At 43.1% G+C, this 17,038-nt stretch carries 12 protein-coding genes; 6 read left to right on the forward strand and 6 right to left on the reverse strand.

Going from position 1 to position 17,038, the window contains the following annotated elements; genetic code table 11:
• The first annotated feature begins 145 nt into the window (after positions 1 to 145).
• From JMX95_RS00940 to purF, 3 genes are all read left to right on the forward strand, one after another.
• On the forward strand, positions 146 to 1,180 hold the full coding sequence (locus JMX95_RS00940) for a quinone-dependent dihydroorotate dehydrogenase (protein WP_060490895.1): 1,035 nt from the start codon (positions 146 to 148) through the stop codon (positions 1,178 to 1,180).
• Between the two features lie 136 nt (positions 1,181 to 1,316).
• Entirely contained in the window at positions 1,317 to 1,814 is a 498-nt protein-coding gene (locus JMX95_RS00945) for a CvpA family protein (protein ID WP_045446136.1), read from the forward strand.
• Positions 1,815 to 2,131: 317 nt separating this feature from the next.
• Positions 2,132 to 3,667 (forward strand): amidophosphoribosyltransferase, encoded by a 1,536-nt coding sequence (gene purF / locus JMX95_RS00950; RefSeq protein ID WP_055124190.1) that lies wholly within the window; start codon positions 2,132 to 2,134, stop codon positions 3,665 to 3,667.
• 169 nt (positions 3,668 to 3,836) lie between these two features.
• Here the strand turns inward: purF and JMX95_RS00955 are convergent, their stop codons facing one another.
• The 6 genes from JMX95_RS00955 to yajC form a co-directional block, all read right to left on the reverse strand.
• Positions 3,837 to 4,202 (reverse strand): AzlD domain-containing protein, encoded by a 366-nt coding sequence (locus tag JMX95_RS00955; protein WP_087815638.1) that lies wholly within the window; start codon positions 4,200 to 4,202, stop codon positions 3,837 to 3,839.
• Positions 4,192 to 4,923, reverse strand: a complete 732-nt coding sequence (locus JMX95_RS00960; RefSeq protein ID WP_227675918.1) for an AzlC family ABC transporter permease — start codon at positions 4,921 to 4,923, stop codon at positions 4,192 to 4,194. Before JMX95_RS00960 ends, JMX95_RS00955 begins: the two co-directional genes overlap by 11 nt.
• Positions 4,924 to 5,064: 141 nt before the next feature.
• The gene (locus JMX95_RS00965; RefSeq protein WP_176393095.1) at positions 5,065 to 6,480 is read right to left on the reverse strand and encodes an MATE family efflux transporter; all 1,416 of its coding nucleotides are present in this window, start codon (positions 6,478 to 6,480) and stop codon (positions 5,065 to 5,067) included.
• Positions 6,481 to 6,793: 313 nt separating this feature from the next.
• Positions 6,794 to 8,056 carry a protein translocase subunit SecF gene (gene secF, locus JMX95_RS00970; RefSeq protein ID WP_087815635.1) on the reverse strand — a complete coding sequence of 421 codons (1,263 nt, stop codon included), beginning with the start codon at positions 8,054 to 8,056 and terminating at the stop codon, positions 6,794 to 6,796.
• Between the two features lie 9 nt (positions 8,057 to 8,065).
• On the reverse strand, positions 8,066 to 9,943 hold the full coding sequence (gene secD, locus JMX95_RS00975; RefSeq protein ID WP_055124186.1) for a protein translocase subunit SecD: 1,878 nt from the start codon (positions 9,941 to 9,943) through the stop codon (positions 8,066 to 8,068).
• A 584-nt stretch (positions 9,944 to 10,527) separates the two neighbouring features.
• Positions 10,528 to 10,857, reverse strand: coding sequence for a preprotein translocase subunit YajC (gene yajC, locus JMX95_RS00980; protein WP_045446152.1), 330 nt, complete (start codon positions 10,855 to 10,857; stop codon positions 10,528 to 10,530).
• A 539-nt stretch (positions 10,858 to 11,396) separates the two neighbouring features.
• Between yajC and JMX95_RS00985 the strand changes: the two genes are divergently transcribed.
• The 3 genes from JMX95_RS00985 to JMX95_RS00995 all read left to right on the forward strand — a co-directional run bounded on the left by JMX95_RS00985 (position 11,397) and on the right by JMX95_RS00995 (position 16,970).
• Positions 11,397 to 12,680, forward strand: a complete 1,284-nt coding sequence (locus tag JMX95_RS00985; RefSeq protein ID WP_087815657.1) for a CNNM domain-containing protein — start codon at positions 11,397 to 11,399, stop codon at positions 12,678 to 12,680.
• Positions 12,681 to 13,125: 445 nt separating this feature from the next.
• Entirely contained in the window at positions 13,126 to 13,620 is a 495-nt protein-coding gene (locus JMX95_RS00990; protein ID WP_060490899.1) for a nuclear transport factor 2 family protein, read from the forward strand.
• A gap of 350 nt (positions 13,621 to 13,970) precedes the next feature.
• Positions 13,971 to 16,970 (forward strand): LysM peptidoglycan-binding domain-containing protein, encoded by a 3,000-nt coding sequence (locus JMX95_RS00995; RefSeq protein WP_201559799.1) that lies wholly within the window; start codon positions 13,971 to 13,973, stop codon positions 16,968 to 16,970.
• Positions 16,971 to 17,038 lie beyond the last annotated feature (68 nt).

Below are 17,038 nucleotides of genomic sequence, written 5' to 3' on the forward strand. Positions count from 1 at the left end.
TGTAGGTATAGCTATTAGTACTCTAATACAGAAATTTAGCGCATGAAACTTTGCTCTTATTTCTGTTAAGCTGATATAATCGCAGCGCTTGATTTTATTCGCACTATTCACTCACTATTTCTTTCGAGCAGGGTCTGCCATTACTATGTCTTATGCCTTACTTCGCCCTTTTTTGTTTAAGATGGATCCAGAGCACGCCCACGAGATGACCTTATCTTTATTAGATAAAGCTCATAAAGCACGTGTTTTAGGTTTGGTATACGGTCAGTCAATGCAGCCAACAGACTGTATGGGCTTGCAATTCACCAATCCGGTCGGCCTAGCGGCAGGACTGGATAAAAATGGTGATTATATCGATGCGTTGGCTGAGCTGGGCTTTGGTTTTATAGAAGTGGGCACGGTCACGCCAAGACCGCAAATAGGCAATGATAAGCCAAGGTTGTTTAGAATCAAGCAAGCGGATGCTATCATCAATCGAATGGGTTTCAATAACCAAGGTATCGATTATTTGATCGAAAACGTCAAGCGCTGTCAATATAAAGGCAATATTGGGATTAATATTGGCAAAAATGCCGATACGCCAGTAGAGCAAGCCGCCGATGATTATGTCTATTGTTTAGAGCGTGCTTATCCGCATGCCTCCTATATCACCGTTAATATCTCCTCACCAAATACTAAGAATCTGCGTGATTTACAAAGTGGCGAGGCCTTGACTCAGCTTTTGGATACGATTAAAAATCGTCACAGCCAATTAGCCACTGAATATGGTTTTTATGTGCCACTGGTATTGAAAGTTGCGCCTGATCTAGAGCCGCTACAAGTGGATTATATCTCGCAGCAATTGCTCGATTTTGAGATAGATGGGTTGATTGCGACCAATACAACGTTGAGCCGTGTTGGTGTTGAAGATTTACCTGATGGTGAGCAAGCAGGTGGTCTATCCGGTCGCCCAGTCAGCCACATTAGTACCCAAATTTTACAACAGTTCTCCGATCAGCTAGATGGTAAAGTCGCTTTAATAGGCGTCGGCGGTATTGACAGTGGTGCAAAAGCCGTCAAAAAAATCGAAGCGGGTGCAGATATGGTGCAGCTCTATACGGGGCTCATTTATCGTGGTCCTGGGCTGGTACAGTCTTGTATTCAAGCAATCGGTGGCTATTACGACGCGATGGAGCTATAGCGGATCAATATCCTTAGCTCATTACCTATCATATGCACAAGATGACTGTATTTTGAGCTGAGTCATCAAAGATTAATGTGTCACAAAAAAGAAAGTAAACATCTGATAAAAATCGATAAGGTATGAGGCGTAGAACATGAGTGGTCTGGATATCGTGATTGCTATTGTTGTTTTGATCGGCTTATGGCGCGGCTTTCAAGTCGGATTGATTAAAACAGCCGTTGGTCTAGTCGGTTGGTTTATTGCCCTGATTGCTGCCACACGTTTGGCAGGAGTGGTTTCGCCGCAACTATCAGGCATGGTACAAAACCCTGTTTTACAAATGGCAATGGCATTTTTATTGGTGGTGATAATCATATTGGCCATCATGCACTTAGTGGCATTTGTATTCTCAGGCGTGCTTAAAACCTTACGCTTGGGTGTCGTTGACAAAATGGCAGGTGGTGTTCTTGGTGCTGCTAAAAATGTACTGATGGTTTTAGTTGTGCTTAGCGTCAGCGCGCCGTTACTGGTGCAAATGCCACAATGGCAAACGTCAGTGCTCGCGCCTGAGCTATTGCCTTATGCCCCGATGGGTAAAGCGTTGGTCTCAGATGTATTAGGTATGGCTTGGGATCAAGTCAATCAGTCGTAAGTATTTTTACGGTTAGCCTTTAATGTCTCAACGCTTCGATGCTGATAGCTTGGATTTATGGTGCTAGAGGTTATCGCTTCTATCATATCCTCTGTGTAAGTCATCCTTGATAAAAAATTATTTAATCGCATTTAGAGACCACAAATGCCAACAAATAGTGCATTTTGCTAATAGTCAAAAGATAAATATTCGTTAAATTCTGAACAACAATCATCATGTCGTCGGTGAGTGACAGTACGCATTTTTTATAATCTACTGTTAGCAGTCTTGCCACTATTGTAGTACTAATTAATGAGTCAAAATAGGATATAGCTATTATGTGTGGAGTCATTGGAGTTGCAGCTCACGAACCAGTCAATCAGATTCTTTATGACGGTTTGACGATGCTACAGCATCGTGGGCAAGATGCAGCGGGTATTGTCACTTTGCAAGATGGACGACTCTATCTACGTAAAGAAAATGGCATGGTACGTGACGTATTTATGAATCGTCATATGATGAAACTGGTTGGTAAGTTTGGTATCGGTCACGTCCGCTACCCAACAGCAGGCACGTCAAGCAGTGCCGAAGCGCAACCATTTTATGTCAACTCACCTTATGGTATTACCCTTGCACACAATGGTAACTTGACCAATGCTGAGAGCTTAGCCAAGTCTTTATACATCGAAGATCGCCGACATCTTAATACCGATTCAGATTCAGAAGTATTGCTAAACGTACTTGCCCATGAAATGCAAAACTTGGGTAAAACCAAAGCAACGCCTGCTGATATCTTTGAAGCAGTCACGGCTGTATATGGTCGCGTCGAAGGCGCTTATGGCGTGGTCGCTCTGATTACTGGTCATGGTTTGCTCGCATTTCGTGATCCAAACGGTATTCGTCCGCTTATTTTCGGTAAGCGCATGGCACCGAATGGCGGCACCGAGTACATGGTTGCCTCAGAGTCAGTTGCACTGACAGGATCAGGATTTAGTATTATCCGTGATGTCAAACCTGGCGAAGCCATATTCATTGATTTAGATCATAAATTACATACCCATCAGTGTGTTGAGCAGCAAGAATACACGCCTTGTATCTTTGAATATGTGTATTTTGCCCGTCCAGATTCTATCATGGACAACATCTCAGTTTACAAAGCACGCTTACGTATGGGTGAAAAGCTGGCTGATAAAATCCTTGCTGAATGGGGTGAAGATCACGATATCGATGTGGTGATTCCTATTCCAGATACCTCGCGTACGTCAGCGATGGAGCTGGCACTAAAAATGAATATTAAGTACCGTGAAGGGTTTATGAAAAACCGCTATATCGGTCGTACCTTTATTATGCCAGGTCAACAACAACGTAAAAAATCAGTTCGTCAAAAACTCAGCGCCGTACCACTTGAGTTCAAAGGTAAAAACGTCCTGTTGGTTGATGATTCTATCGTTCGTGGTACCACTTGCCATGAAATCATCCAAATGGCACGCGATGCTGGTGCGAATAAAGTGTTTTTTGCTAGTGCCGCGCCACCGGTTAAATATCCAAACGTCTATGGTATCGATATGCCAGTACGCAGTGAGCTTATTGCCTCAGGTCATACGGTAGAAGAAGTACGCGATATCATCGGTGCGGATAGATTGATTTTCCAAGATTTGGACGACTTGATTGATGCGGTAAAAGATACCAAGTACAGCAAAGTTGAAGGTTTTGATTGTGCCGTATTTAATGGTTGCTACATCACTGGGCAGATCAATGAAGCGTATCTTGAGCATCTACAAGAGCAGCGCAATGACACTGCCAAGACGGGCAAAAAAGGCGTACAGATAGTGGCTGATACCCCAGTTGATATGATGGGCGTCGAAGAGCTTTAAGCTATCAATTTCTTAAAAGTATCAGTTTTTTGCAGCACTTTTAGAAAGTAAAAGGCTGGATTCTCATAAGAATCCAGCCTTTTTTTATTTTAAATATAGTTCAATTACAGGGTTTAAAATTATTCATATGAACTATAAGCTGTTATCCATTCACGTGTTTATCAATTTTCTAGTAGCCACTTAAAAAATTAGTAAATACCCATAGTAAGCCATTAATGGCGGCGATGCCAACGACCATACTGACCAACAGCTGACGGCTGATATGATAAACGAACAACACCAAAATAAGGGCACCAATTTGCGCCATCAATAAATGCAGTTCAGCACTATCTAGCCCAGTCGTTGCTGATAAATTTTGATAAGAAAGGCTGGTCAAAATAAGTAATACCATGACTGATAGCGGCAAGCTCTCATTGAGCCGATGCAGCCAAGGTGTGTCTAACAACTTTCTGGGTATTAAGGCGGGTAGCGCACGGGTAATAAAGGTCACGGCGGCCATCGCAAAGGTTGCGAAAATAAGGTAACTACTGGTCATTGTTGGCTCCTGTCATATTGCGCTGCGTCCAAAACCCACGAGCTAAAATCAATAGCATACAAATGGTGATAGCTACCAATAACAACCAATTGCTAGTAAATAAGGAGGCCACCGCTAAAGAAATGATAGCAATAGCAATGGGGAAATAACGTTTGATACTTTGGAACTGCTCATAAGCTAAGATTGCAAACAGACAGACTAAGGCAAAATCCAAATGTGGTACCAAATCGCTCAGAGTACTGCCGATCATGACACCAACCGTGCTCGCCAGTACCCACCAGCTTTGATTAAATAAGCTCAATGGTAGTATCAACGCTTGTCTTGACTCATTAGGTAAACTGGTCATAACAGAGAAAGTTTCATCAGTCAGGGCAAATAGGCAATAGGTTTTGGCAAGCTTATGTTCTGGTAGGTATTGCAATAATGGCATACCATAAAATACATGACGTAGATTAATAGCGGCAATATTGGTTGCGATGCTACCAATCGGTAAACCAGCGCTCAGCATCGGCAAACAAGCATATTGAGCGGCGCCCGCATACAGTACAACACTCAACATAATCGTTGCCCACACAGGGATACCGGCAACTTGTGCCAGCACACCAAAGGCGATACCCGCAGGTAAATAGCCCATCGCCACAGGTAGGCTTTTTTTGAACCCCGCCGCCCAGTCGTAGCTGGTCTCATGCTGTTGATGTAATTCTTTTGAATGAGTAGTCACATGACATCCTAATTTTTGCTGTTTTTTGGTTATTATTAATATTTTACTGAAAGATTAATGTTAGAAAACTGGTTTTAAAATGAAGCCTAGTGCGAGCAATGGCAAAAACACCCTAGAAAAAATACACTTAATCGAAGAACATTACACAGACGGCTGGAGCTTTTCATAGCTGGCTGTTTGATGAGCCCGGTACAAGAAGCCACCCAAAATAATCAGCCGAAGTAATAACAAACACCACACGCTTAGCCAAATACCAGTCATATCCCACTGTTGGTAGAGCACCCAGCTAAGTGGAAAAAAGATAGCGGCGAGTATCAATGCTGCGTTACGAATCACATTACCGGCAGTTAAGCCAAAAAATATACCATCTAGCCAATAGGCACCAACGCCAACGAGAGGTAGTAATACCGCATAAAGATGGTACTCATATGCCAACGTAAAAACGGACTCGATATTGGTCATAAATTGCAAATATGTTGGCATTGCCAGCCACCATATTGCACTCAACGTTATCGCTAGACCATAACTGACGATACCGGTGCGCTTGACGATAATACGAAAACGTGGCCAATCCCGTCGTCCTGCTGCTTGACCGCTTAACGTCTCAGCCGATACTGCCACGCCATCAAGAGCAAAGGCTGAGATACTTAATACTTGAAGCAAAATAGCATTGGCGGCTAGGATGACGTCACCACTTTGAGCCGACAAGCGGGTAATCCAAGCGAAACTCAACGTCAAGATTAGAGTACGGATAAAAATATCTTTATTTAATGAAAATAGCCTAAGCATTTTTTCTTTAGAAAAATGTTGCTTGTCGGCAGTGAATAAGGCTTGCCAAGATATTTGCAAATGCTGACGGCTGAGCCACAATGCTAGTATCACGCCTAGCCAAAAGGCAATAGTGGTTCCTAACGCCACCCCAACCAAGCCCATCTGCATGCCGTAGACAAAAAACAAGGTTAGAATGATATTTAGCATAGCGATAAAGCCTTGCTGGTAAAGCATGTAGCGAGTCTTACCTTGACCAGCAAACCAGCCAATAAAGGCAAAGTTCATTAGCTCAGCGATGACGCCCCAAAAGCGTACATCCAAATAAGTCTTTGCCGCTTGCCCACTTTCAGGGTTAGCCGATAGGGCTTGCAAGCCAAAATCTATCAACCAAGGCTTTGCCAGTAACAGAATGCTACCGATAGCAAACGCTAATAACAAGGCACGTTGCAAGATTGATAGTAGGGGTGATGGGGTTGACGATTTTGTGGTATGAGTAGAATTATCAACATGATTGACCGATTGTCCGAGCGCTTGAGCCGATAGCCCAGAAGACGCATATTGCAAAAAGTTAAAACTCACGAGCAATAAAGACAATAACTGTATCGCCAAGCCCATCCCAGCAAGTTTAGCCGTGTCATTCATGTTACCCACGATCGCGGTATCGATGACGCTTTGTAGTGGCATGGCTAGGTTGGCCAATAACACGGGCAACGCAATAGCAACGATGCGCGCATATCGAGTATCAATCGGTGGCATAGCACTAGGTGGCGAGGTGGTCATTGGCATTTTTGGCTCGTTTATCGCTGAAAAACAAGAAGGGCGGAGTTAGTGTCATTAACGCTATGACATTACCGTATAGTCAATTCATTATAAAGGCGTTACGGCGTTAACTTTACTTGAAGTATGGCTTATATATTTGTACTTTGTTGCCTGGACTCTGTTTTAAATGGAGTTAGCTCTAGCAAGTGTGATATTCAAGGCAAAAATAGCTACAAAGACAAAAGCACCTAGACTCATTATTCACGAGTCAGGTGCTTTTCTTGATGCTTGCTTAAATACTATCTTAGCTAGCGATTAGCTTGAGAAAGTATAAAATTTATTAAGCATTGTCTTGTTCAAACATTTTTGGATCATTGAAAGTGACAATTTCTTCTTCAAACTCAGGTTTTACTTTCACAATAAAGTCATCGCGTGATAGACCCATACGTAATGGAATCGAGCTTGCAATATACGTTGATGAGTAAGTACCGGCAAGCAGACCAATGAAGAGCGCTACTGAGAACCAGAACAGTCCATCGCCGCCTAAGAATAGCATGGCAAGTACGACGAGTAAAACAGTGGAAATGGTCATAATGGTACGGCGCAACGTTTCGGTCAAAGACAGGTCAACGGTCTGGCGAGGTGTGATACCACGGACACGACGAAAATTCTCACGAATACGGTCATACACAACAATTGTATCATTGATAGAATAACCAACCAGTGCCAAGACGGCCGCCAAGACGGTTAAGTCAAATGGGAAACCAAATAACGCAAAAACACCAATGGTCACGATAGCATCATGAAACAGCGATAATACCGCACCAAGAGCGAGTTTAAATTGGAAACGTAAGGCAACATAGCCCAACATACAGACCAATGCTAATACCAGTGACATGACTGAGTTTAGATAAATTTCATTACCAACTTGGCTGCCAATAATATTAACGTTACTGATTTCAACATTATTATTAGGCAGGGTTAATGCTTTAGTCAGGCTACTATTTAGGCCGTCTACGTTATCAGACTGTGGTGGCAAGCGTACGAGGAGTTCTTCTCGCGTACCAAGATATTGTACCACGGCATCATCAAAGCCATTATCGGCCAATGCTTGTACGACTTCAACTTGCTCAACAGGCTGCTCGTAACGCACATCTGCGGACACACCACCCGTAAAATCAAGTCCTAAGTTTAGACCGTTTACTGCAATTGCAATGATACTACCAATAACCATCAATAGAGATAAAAGTGCCATTGGCTTTTCTATCTTCATAAACGGAATAATACGCTGGTTGCCAACGGCTTTGATACCGCCTTCAGCGATTGCAGCCGCATCATCAGCGGCATCACCCGATTCTACATCAGGATTGGCTGCTTGGGTGGTCAGTGCTTGACTGTCTTTACCCGCATCCTTACTGCCGCTCAGAGCTTTGCCTTTTTTTGATTTAGCGGTAGTTGGGTTATTGGCTTTGGTATTACTACCTTTCCCATCACGGCGTGGTTTTTTACGGCGGTGTGTGCTTGCCTCAACATTTGAGCCACTTGAACCATCTCGATCTGGATTATTCTGCTGTTCTAAAGGATTGTTCTTATCAATCGTCATAATGTTCTCCTAACCGATGCTCAAACGTTTGATAGATTTACGCTTACCATAAGCAATCTGTACCAGCGCACGTGTCACCATAATAGCGGTAAACAGTGAACTGACAATACCAATAGCCAATGTAACCGCAAAGCCTTTAATCGGACCCGTGCCAATTGCAAATAGAATAAAAGCAATCAATAGGGTGGTGATGTTGGCATCGAAAATACTACTAAAGGCTCGATCAAAACCTGCCACGATGGCGGATTTGGGCCGTACCCCGTTTGCTAGCTCTTCACGTATTCGCTCAAAGATCAGTACGTTGGCATCGACGGCCATACCGATGGTCAAAACGATACCAGCAATACCAGGCAAGGTAAGTGATGAGCCTAAGATTGACATAATAGCAATGATGATAATAACGTTCACGGCCAGCGCCACGTTGGCAATCACACCAAATAGACGATAGAATATAATCATAAACGCAAACACTAATAGATAACCGACTTGCGTAGAGAATAGACCTTTATCAATATTGTCTTGACCTAATGATGGACCAATGGTGCGTTCTTCTACAAAGTACATCGGTGCGGCAAGTGCGCCTGAGCGTAGTAGTAGTGCAAGCTCGGCAGCTTCAGCGCTACTATCTAGACCAGTAATACGGAAGGATGAGCCAAGGACCGCTTGAATATTGGCACGGTTAATGACTTTGGTCTCAGCATAAGGCGTTCTAACTTCGACAGTTTCGCCAGTTTCTGGATCTTCTTCGTAAGTGATTCTTTGCTTGTTTTCGATGAACAATACAGCCATCTGTTTGCCAACGGCGGTACGAGTGGCATTTTGCATGAGCTTACCACCAGCACTATCTAAAGTAATGCTGACTTCAGGAGAGCCGCTTTCATCCACACCAGTTTGAGCATTAGTGACTTTATCACCCGTGACAATCGCTTGACGTTCAAGCAGTACCGGCGGACCATCAAGCGTCTCAAACGGGAAAGCTTCGGTACCCGCTGGAGGGATGCCGCCCGTATAGTTTTCGCTGTCTTCAGCAACCATACGGAACTCAAGGTTTGCAGTGCGCCCTAAGACACGTTTTGCCTCAGCAGTATCTTGTACGCCAGGAAGCTCGACGACGATACGGCTAGCACCTTGAGACTGTACTAAAGCTTCAGTCACACCAAGCTCAGCAATACGATTGCGAAGGGTGGTCAAGTTTTGATTGACCGCATAGCTATTGATTTCATCAAGCGTTGCATCGTTGTACGCTAAAATCAGTGCAGGACCTTGCTCATCAATAGAGGATTGCAAGCTAAAGGTATTGCCCATTGAGCCTTGCAGAACATTCTGTGCACGGTTACGAGCATCTGTATCAGCGAAATGTAATACCACACTTCGATCTTCTGTCTTAATGCCTTTGATCGCAATTCGCTCAGCACGTAGCTCGCGACGCATGTCACGACTGGCACTGGTCAAACGCTGTTCAAGCGCCTTGTCCATATCGACTTCTAGTACAAAACGCACACCGCCACGCAAATCAAGGCCGAGTTTCATCGGTTTTGCCCCGATATCACGTAGCCACTGCGGCGTCGTTTGCGCCAAGTTAAGCGCGACGACATAGTCTTCGCCCAAGTTTTGACGCAGTACTTCCTGAGCTTTGAGCTGATCGACTGGATTGTCAAGACGTACCAGTGCACTGTTGCCCTCAAAGGTTCCATCATGGTTATTGATGCCAGCCTCTTCAAGCAAGCTTTGAGACTCAGTCAAGATACCTTCAGACAGCTGTGTACCTGCAGCGGCGCTTGTAATCTGCACGGCAGGTTCATCAGGATAGAGGTTAGGAGCAGCATATAGACCGGCAATGATTAGCACGACGGCAATAAGTAAGTATTTCCAAGCGGGATATTGCATAATCACTTCTTTAGGTTGATAAACGACTGGCGACGTAGGCCACAAGTTAGCAGATGGGAAGTTAGCGATAGCAATGGTTGAGTGCTGTATCTAGCAGTCGTCATCATGCACCATTGCGATCATCCGCGATGATAGTAAAACAGTAGAGCAAATAATACAGACGTATCTTTATATAGTCATCAAAAATATATAGTCAGCAAAATATCACTGATAAAATCAATAAAGACAGCATGGTCAAAAGCATAAACATAAATTGTCTATACTCTATGAGACTGTTTTTACATCATTGCTCTATAGCGAAAAATGACCGTAAATAAGGTACGGTCATTCTTAGGCACTGTATTAATCACTATATTTATTAACGAAAGATTAGGGCGTGTCCTCAATTCAATCGATTATCCTCTAAATGGGCTAAAAATGGCTAAATTTTGCCAAACATCGTCAAATAGCTTATTAATATCTCGATATTATTTGCGCTACTTTCCTTGTTTGACGGCAATTTATTTCATTTTTACCCCTATTTTTAAAATGAGGACACGCCCTAGTAATCATTAATAAAACGCGACTAATATTTCAATCAATCATTAAACGCTTTCGATTGTGCCAGCAGGTAACACTGAAATAACAGAAGCACGTTGTACTTTGACATCAGTATTATTGTTTAGGCTGACCACTGCATAGTCACCTTCAATGGCTTTGATACGACCCATCAAACCACCAGCAAAAATGATTTCGCTACCGACAGTCAATGCATTGACCATGGCACGATGTTCTTTGGTACGCTTAGACTGTGGACGAATGACTAAGAAGTAAAAAATCGCAAAAAAAGCAACAGGCAATAGTATTTGACTAAATAGTGACATCGCACCAGCAGCTTCTGGTGCAGCATGGGCAGCTTGGATAAATAACAACATAATTTCTCTCAGTAAGTCATAGATAATAATAAAATTAAACGCATAGTAACAAAAAATCCCAGACTTGGTAACTGTTAATCATAGGCTGAGTATGTTTTTCTTAAGGTAATGGCATGCTAGCGGTCATTACTTTTTGCGGCAATATTTTTGCCACCTCATATAAGTGACGCCAAAGCGCTGAGAGTATAACAAAATTCAAGCAGCGAATGGATGCTAGGTAGTAGTAGCGTAGCAAAAGGTATGATCAAGGATACCAAAAAACAAAGACTTAACAATAGCGTCTTATTGTGAAATGACATCATCAATGCTACTATCAAATGGCAATAATTCCCTGCATTTAGCGCACAGTTTATTAGTATATAATATATCCTATTATCTGCTGCTAAATCAGTTTTGAGCAGCGAGTTACCATCGTTTTAGCAGATAACTAATAGCTAATTAATCATGTTTGTTTTTAATGATTTAGTATCGTTTGCTCATTATATTATTATCCCTTTTACTTTTTTCTGTTTAGGTTACCTAACTTGTTTACCACTTTTATGTTTGTACCTCGTTTGTGTCGTCCGCGCGCTTGTAAAGAAGCGTCTGCTAAACCTCCTCCGACATCACGCTATTCAAAGCGTCTTAGTCGTACCAATTCAATTGCTGGATTATCAGCACTGACGGCGATGCTGCTATTGCCATATCCAGCTTTTGCCGCTGATGCTTTAGCAGAGCCGACCGCGATCAGTGTGCTATTACTCATACTTTTTGTGGTTGTCGCTATCGGTATCTCGTTTGTCTGTTCATTGGCTGAGTCTGCATTACTGAGCATGACGCCGTCTTATATCGCTGATGTTCAAGAAAGCAATCCGAAAAAAGCAAATATGCTAAGACGCTTAAAGGTTGATAATATCGATCAGTCATTGGCGGCTATTTTGACTTTGAATACAGTGGCTCATACATTAGGTTCTATCGGTGCTGGTGCCCAAGCCACGATTGTGTTTGGTAGTGCTTGGTTTGGACTGTTTTCTGCCATTATGACCTTGGCGATTTTGTTTTTATCTGAAATTATTCCAAAAACGCTTGGGACACTATACTGGCGTCAACTAAGCGGTATGGTCGCTTACTTCGTGCGAGGCATTATCCTGCTGTTGTATCCACTTATTTGGATCTCAGAAAAGTTAACCAAATTGCTAGTACGTGGCAAAGAACCCCAAGCATTCAGTCGTCGTGAATTTGCGGCACTTGCCAGTATCGGTGAAGAGTCAGGACAGATTGACCCATTAGAATCGCGCATTATTCGCAATTTACTAGCATTTGGTGCGATCAAAGTCGAAGATATCATGACCCCGCGTTCGGTGATGTTGGCGTTTGAAGAAAACAAAACAGTCGCTGAATTATTGGTTGATCGCCCAAAATTGACGTTTTCACGACTGCCAATTTATGATGGTGACTTGGATAACATCACAGGTTTTGTATTAAAAACAGACATGTTATTAGCAAAAGTAAACCATGCGATGCACAAGCCGTTGACTCAGTTTAAACGTGACATTACTTTTGTTTTTTCAAAAATGAAACTGTTTGATTTGTTAGAGCTGATGCTAAAAAACCGTATACATATTGCGATTACAGTCGGTGAGTATGGTGAAGTCAAAGGTTTGGTTACTTTAGAAGATGTGTTTGAGACGCTATTGGGACTTGAGATTGTGGATGAAATAGACCGCGTCGAAGACATGCAAGCACTGGCTCGACAAATGATGGACAGACGAGTAGAGCGATTGGGCATGAAGCTTAGTGATGATGAACAACAATACGAAGATAATAGTACGGACGCTAAGTAAGCTTCCATTTGGCTTATTAAATTGAGATTGGATTGACAGAAAGCGACCTAAAATTAGAGCGAAAACTGAGCTGTGTACTGCGTAAGTGGTTCAGTTAATATATCTAGTATTTATGATAACGATGGGCAGTGACTCATATTTCCAGAAATAATTGTGCCATATGGTTGGTATTTTAGTATTCGCAATAATTACACAGGGTGTCACATAGCTGTGAGAATTGAATGATAGTCTCACTCTATGGTAAAAGTACGCTGTCATCATTAATAAGTAGGTGATGATTAAACAGATATTTTTCACAAGTAGAATGAAGAGGGCACACGCTAGCCAGTGCTCGCTTCATTTATCATGATGTTAATGAGTAATAAACGACTACTATATTTAATCAATAAAAAACGTTAGTCATCAAAAGATGGCAACAACGATAACAGCATTGCTAAGGATTATGATGAAACGATTATGGGGAAAAGGGCTTTTGGCATTATTGCTAAAAAGTGCCAGCGTGGCGGCGGTAGTGACCGTTGTAAGTACTGTGAGTATCAGTGCACAAGCGGCAGCCATGACCGAAGCTTTGGTGCAGAACTATATAGCAGCAATGAAGTCATCAGCGAATAGCCAAAATGTCAATCAGGTCGCGCGTCTTGTCTCTGACGATGCACTGATTTCATTATCTAGAAAAGGTAAGTCTACCAGTTTAGATAAAGATGCTTATTTAAAGTTGTTGCAAAATAGTTGGAATAACACCTCTAATTACCGTTATGATATTTCTGTGGATAACATCGTTATTACGGGCGATCAGGCCAAAGCCAATGTCACGACCAATGAGAGCTGGGTAAAAGATGGTAAAAATGTCTCATTTGTCACTACCTCAAGAGTGACGCTGACGTTATCGACTGGTAATGCGGTGCTGCTACGTGCCGTATCACAAGTAACGATTAATTAATCGTTACTCGACTAATAACTCAGTACTGGCTAGTCAGCAATTAGACATTATCAACAATTAGGTATTAATGGATAAGCATTGATTAAGAAACGTCTTTATCAGTGGATAATCAAAGACAATAGTGCATTAATCAGGCTCTTCGAAAGCTAAGCATTCCATCATAAATAGCCATACAAATTCACAGGGTTGAACAACTAAATGGTTGATTGCATTTCGTGAGAGGTCTAAAAATTGACTCAACTTATGATGATTATCTTTTTATATTAGACTGGTCTTTGCTTCACATTGCATACTATACTAGCAAGCAACTTTATCTTATCACTTTCTGTCGTTAGGAAACTTCCAATATCATGTCTACTGTGCTATCAAAATCTCGCTCATTTATTGCGTTGCCATTGACGCTTGCGGTATCAACTTTACTTATCAGTGCTTGTAGCAATACGTCAGCGGTAAAAAAGGGTGCGACCAATAGCTCATCTGTTATTACTAAACGCCCAGCTACTAAAGCGCCTGCAGCAAGCAGCAGTACGGACTATTCAACGGCATATTTAGATGCAGATAGCTTGGATGAGTTAGCCGATTTACTCGAAGCCACTGACATGACTATGGTGGAAGGCAACAAACTTGCTATTCAGCAGTATGGTGATTTATGGAGTCGCTTACGTGCTGGCTATCGTATGAATGGCGGTCAGCCGACTTATAATCAGCGTATCGAAGGGCAAAAAAGCTGGTTTACCAGTCGACAAGACTATTTAAACCGTTTGACTGCACGTGCTAGTCGCTATATCTATCACACCGTACGAGAAGCTGAGCGTCGTAATATCCCGACAGAGCTGGCTTTGTTACCTGTTATTGAGAGCTCTTACGATCCAAGCGGTACCAGTAGTGCGGCAGCAGCAGGCTTATGGCAGTTCATTCCAAGCACGGGTCGTATTTATGGTTTGAATCAAAGCAGTACCTATGATGGTCGCCGTGATGTCATCGAATCAACTCGCGCCGCTTATGACTTTTTGACCGCACTACATAACCAGTTTGGCAGTTGGGAGTTAGCATTGGCTGCTTATAATGCGGGTCCTGGTCGCGTGCAAAAGGCCATTGATGCTAATAGAGCTCAGGGTTTACCGACAGATTATTGGTCTCTGAGATTGCCTACTGAAACGATGAATTACGTGCCGCGTTTCTTGGCGGTAGCGGAAATTGTTGCCAAGCCTGAGCAATATGGTGTCTACTTGCCAGCCATCGCCAACCGTCAGCATTTCCGTAGTGTGCCAGTGAATTATGGCGTGAGCTTGGCTGAAGTTGCGCAAATGACAGGCGTGAGTTACGACGAATTAGAAAGGTTAAATACGGCCTTAACATCAGGGCGTGTTGATTCTTCTGGTCCCCAGCGTATTATTATTCCTAATGATGTGAGTCTTAATACCGATGTTAAATTGAGCTCATTGAGAGGCAATGGTACGGGCAATATACTGGCATCGAGTAATACAAGCACACCAAGTAGCACGACCACGACGCCAAGCTATAATAACAAACCCTATACTGGCTCTTCATTACCATCTACAGGTAGCGCCTTGGCTGATTATGCTGCAAGCGCTAGTGTGCCGCAGCAAACGACCAGTTATATATCACCGTCAGCCACACCGACTAGCAGCTCTGTCTACAGTAATAATGCCTCGGTGCGTACTGAGCCACCATTGAGTACGGCAGAAACCAACAAGATCAATGCTGAGCTAAAAAGCAGTAACAGTCTACCGACCACCTCTGCTCAAATTACACAGAATAATACGATTGTCCAAGAACCACCACTGAGCAAAGAAGAGCGTGATTTTATTGCCAATCAAATTCGCAGTAACACGCCTGAAACCAATGTGATCAATGCTGATGGTAATATTAATTTATCCGCCGTACAGACACAGCAGTCTATTCTAGAAGCCAGTGGCGAAGAGAAAAAGCTTAGCTTTGCAAAAACATCAGTAAGCAAGCCAAAACCCCAAGGTGCACGTACCACTTATACTGTCAAGCGTGGCGATACCTTATCTAATATTGCCAGTCGTGCGGGTGTCAGTTGGCGCGATATCGCTGAATGGAATCAAATAGATGCCAGCTCTAAGCTGCTATCAGGCAGTACCTTATACTTATACAATGCAAAAACCATCGAACCGTTGAGCACAGCTAACAATACCGCGGCAAGTCAACCAGAGAGCTATGTAGTACAGAGTGGCGATACGCTGATTGGTACTGCTAACCGCTTTGGTCTATCGGTGACTCAGTTGGCAACCTACAATAATTTGAGTAGTAGAGCGGATTTACTACGTGGTCAAAAGCTATGGCTGATACCAGGTAAGGTGACTGCGCCAGTGACTACACCTGCCGCTCCCTCGACCAAGCCAAGTAAATCAAGCACCGCTACTAAGAACTATAAGGTAAAAGCGGGCGATGGCTTGATTGCTCTCGCACGTCAGTTCAATGTTTCAACTGATACACTTGCCAGCCTCAATAATATGAGCACTACAAGCTCACTATATGTTGGTCAAACGCTAAAAGTACCTGCAAGTGTTGATTTCGATGCAGCAAACATCTCAAGCTCTAGTAGCCGTAACAGTAGCTCAAGTTCGGTGGCAACCACCAATTACAAAGTAAAATCTGGCGATACTTTGATCGGCATTGCCAATAGCGTGGGTATCAGTCCAGCTGAGCTTGCGGCGGTGAATAGCAACTTTGATGCAAAAGCACGCTTACAACGTGGTCAAACCATCAAAGTACCCGTGTCTAAAGGATTGGTTGATCGTCAGCTAAATGATAAAACTGTCAGTTATAAAGTAAAATCAGGCGATACGTTAACAGGCGTGGCGCAACGTTATAATATTGGTCTTAGTGACTTGGCAACAGCGAACAACCTGAAAACCAACTCTAATTTGATACTCGGTCGTACGATTACGATTCCTGCCAGTGGCAGCGTTGTAGCGACCTCTAGTAGCAATAACCAAAGCAGTAGTTCGGCTAGTAGCACTGCCGCGACTAGCACAGCGAGCAGTGGCAAAAAATTGGGCAACACCGAGAGCTATAAAGTTAAATCTGGTGATGGTTTGATTGCTTTGGCACGTCAATTTGGTGTTTCGATAGACGACTTGGCTGCGACCAACGATCTCGCGACCAATGCCCAATTACAGCGTGGGCAAACGCTTAAAGTACCAAAGCTCACAGTGAGCTACACCGTTGGGTCAGGAGACAGTTTGATTGGCTTAGCACGTAAATATGGCGTCTCTACGCAAGAATTGGCTGAGATGAATAATATCGCGGCGGATACGATGCTACAGCGCGGTCAGCGCCTGACCGTACCTAATCGTTAAGAGTAAGTTGCTTAGTGAAATAATAGCCAAGTAAATACGATTAAGACAGATCATTCTGCATAAAAAAG

It is taken from the genome of Psychrobacter sp. NC44 (genome assembly GCF_904846655.1).
GTDB lineage: Bacteria > Pseudomonadota > Gammaproteobacteria > Pseudomonadales > Moraxellaceae > Psychrobacter.

Excerpts from the sequence above, each read along its gene's own strand:
- JMX95_RS00940 (WP_060490895.1), top strand. The coding sequence starts at position 146 with ATGTCTTATGCCTTACTTCGCCCTTTTTTGTTTAAGATGGATCCAGAG.
- JMX95_RS00945 (WP_045446136.1), top strand. The coding sequence starts at position 1,317 with ATGAGTGGTCTGGATATCGTGATTGCTATTGTTGTTTTGATCGGCTTA.
- purF (WP_055124190.1), top strand. The coding sequence starts at position 2,132 with ATGTGTGGAGTCATTGGAGTTGCAGCTCACGAACCAGTCAATCAGATT.
- JMX95_RS00955 (WP_087815638.1), bottom strand. The coding sequence starts at position 4,202 with ATGACCAGTAGTTACCTTATTTTCGCAACCTTTGCGATGGCCGCCGTG.
- JMX95_RS00965 (WP_176393095.1), bottom strand. The coding sequence starts at position 6,480 with ATGCCAATGACCACCTCGCCACCTAGTGCTATGCCACCGATTGATACT.
- secF (WP_087815635.1), bottom strand. The coding sequence starts at position 8,056 with ATGACGATTGATAAGAACAATCCTTTAGAACAGCAGAATAATCCAGAT.
- secD (WP_055124186.1), bottom strand. The coding sequence starts at position 9,943 with ATGCAATATCCCGCTTGGAAATACTTACTTATTGCCGTCGTGCTAATC.
- yajC (WP_045446152.1), bottom strand. The coding sequence starts at position 10,857 with ATGTTGTTATTTATCCAAGCTGCCCATGCTGCACCAGAAGCTGCTGGT.
- JMX95_RS00985 (WP_087815657.1), top strand. The coding sequence starts at position 11,397 with ATGTTTGTACCTCGTTTGTGTCGTCCGCGCGCTTGTAAAGAAGCGTCT.
- JMX95_RS00990 (WP_060490899.1), top strand. The coding sequence starts at position 13,126 with ATGAAACGATTATGGGGAAAAGGGCTTTTGGCATTATTGCTAAAAAGT.
- JMX95_RS00995 (WP_201559799.1), top strand. The coding sequence starts at position 13,971 with ATGTCTACTGTGCTATCAAAATCTCGCTCATTTATTGCGTTGCCATTG.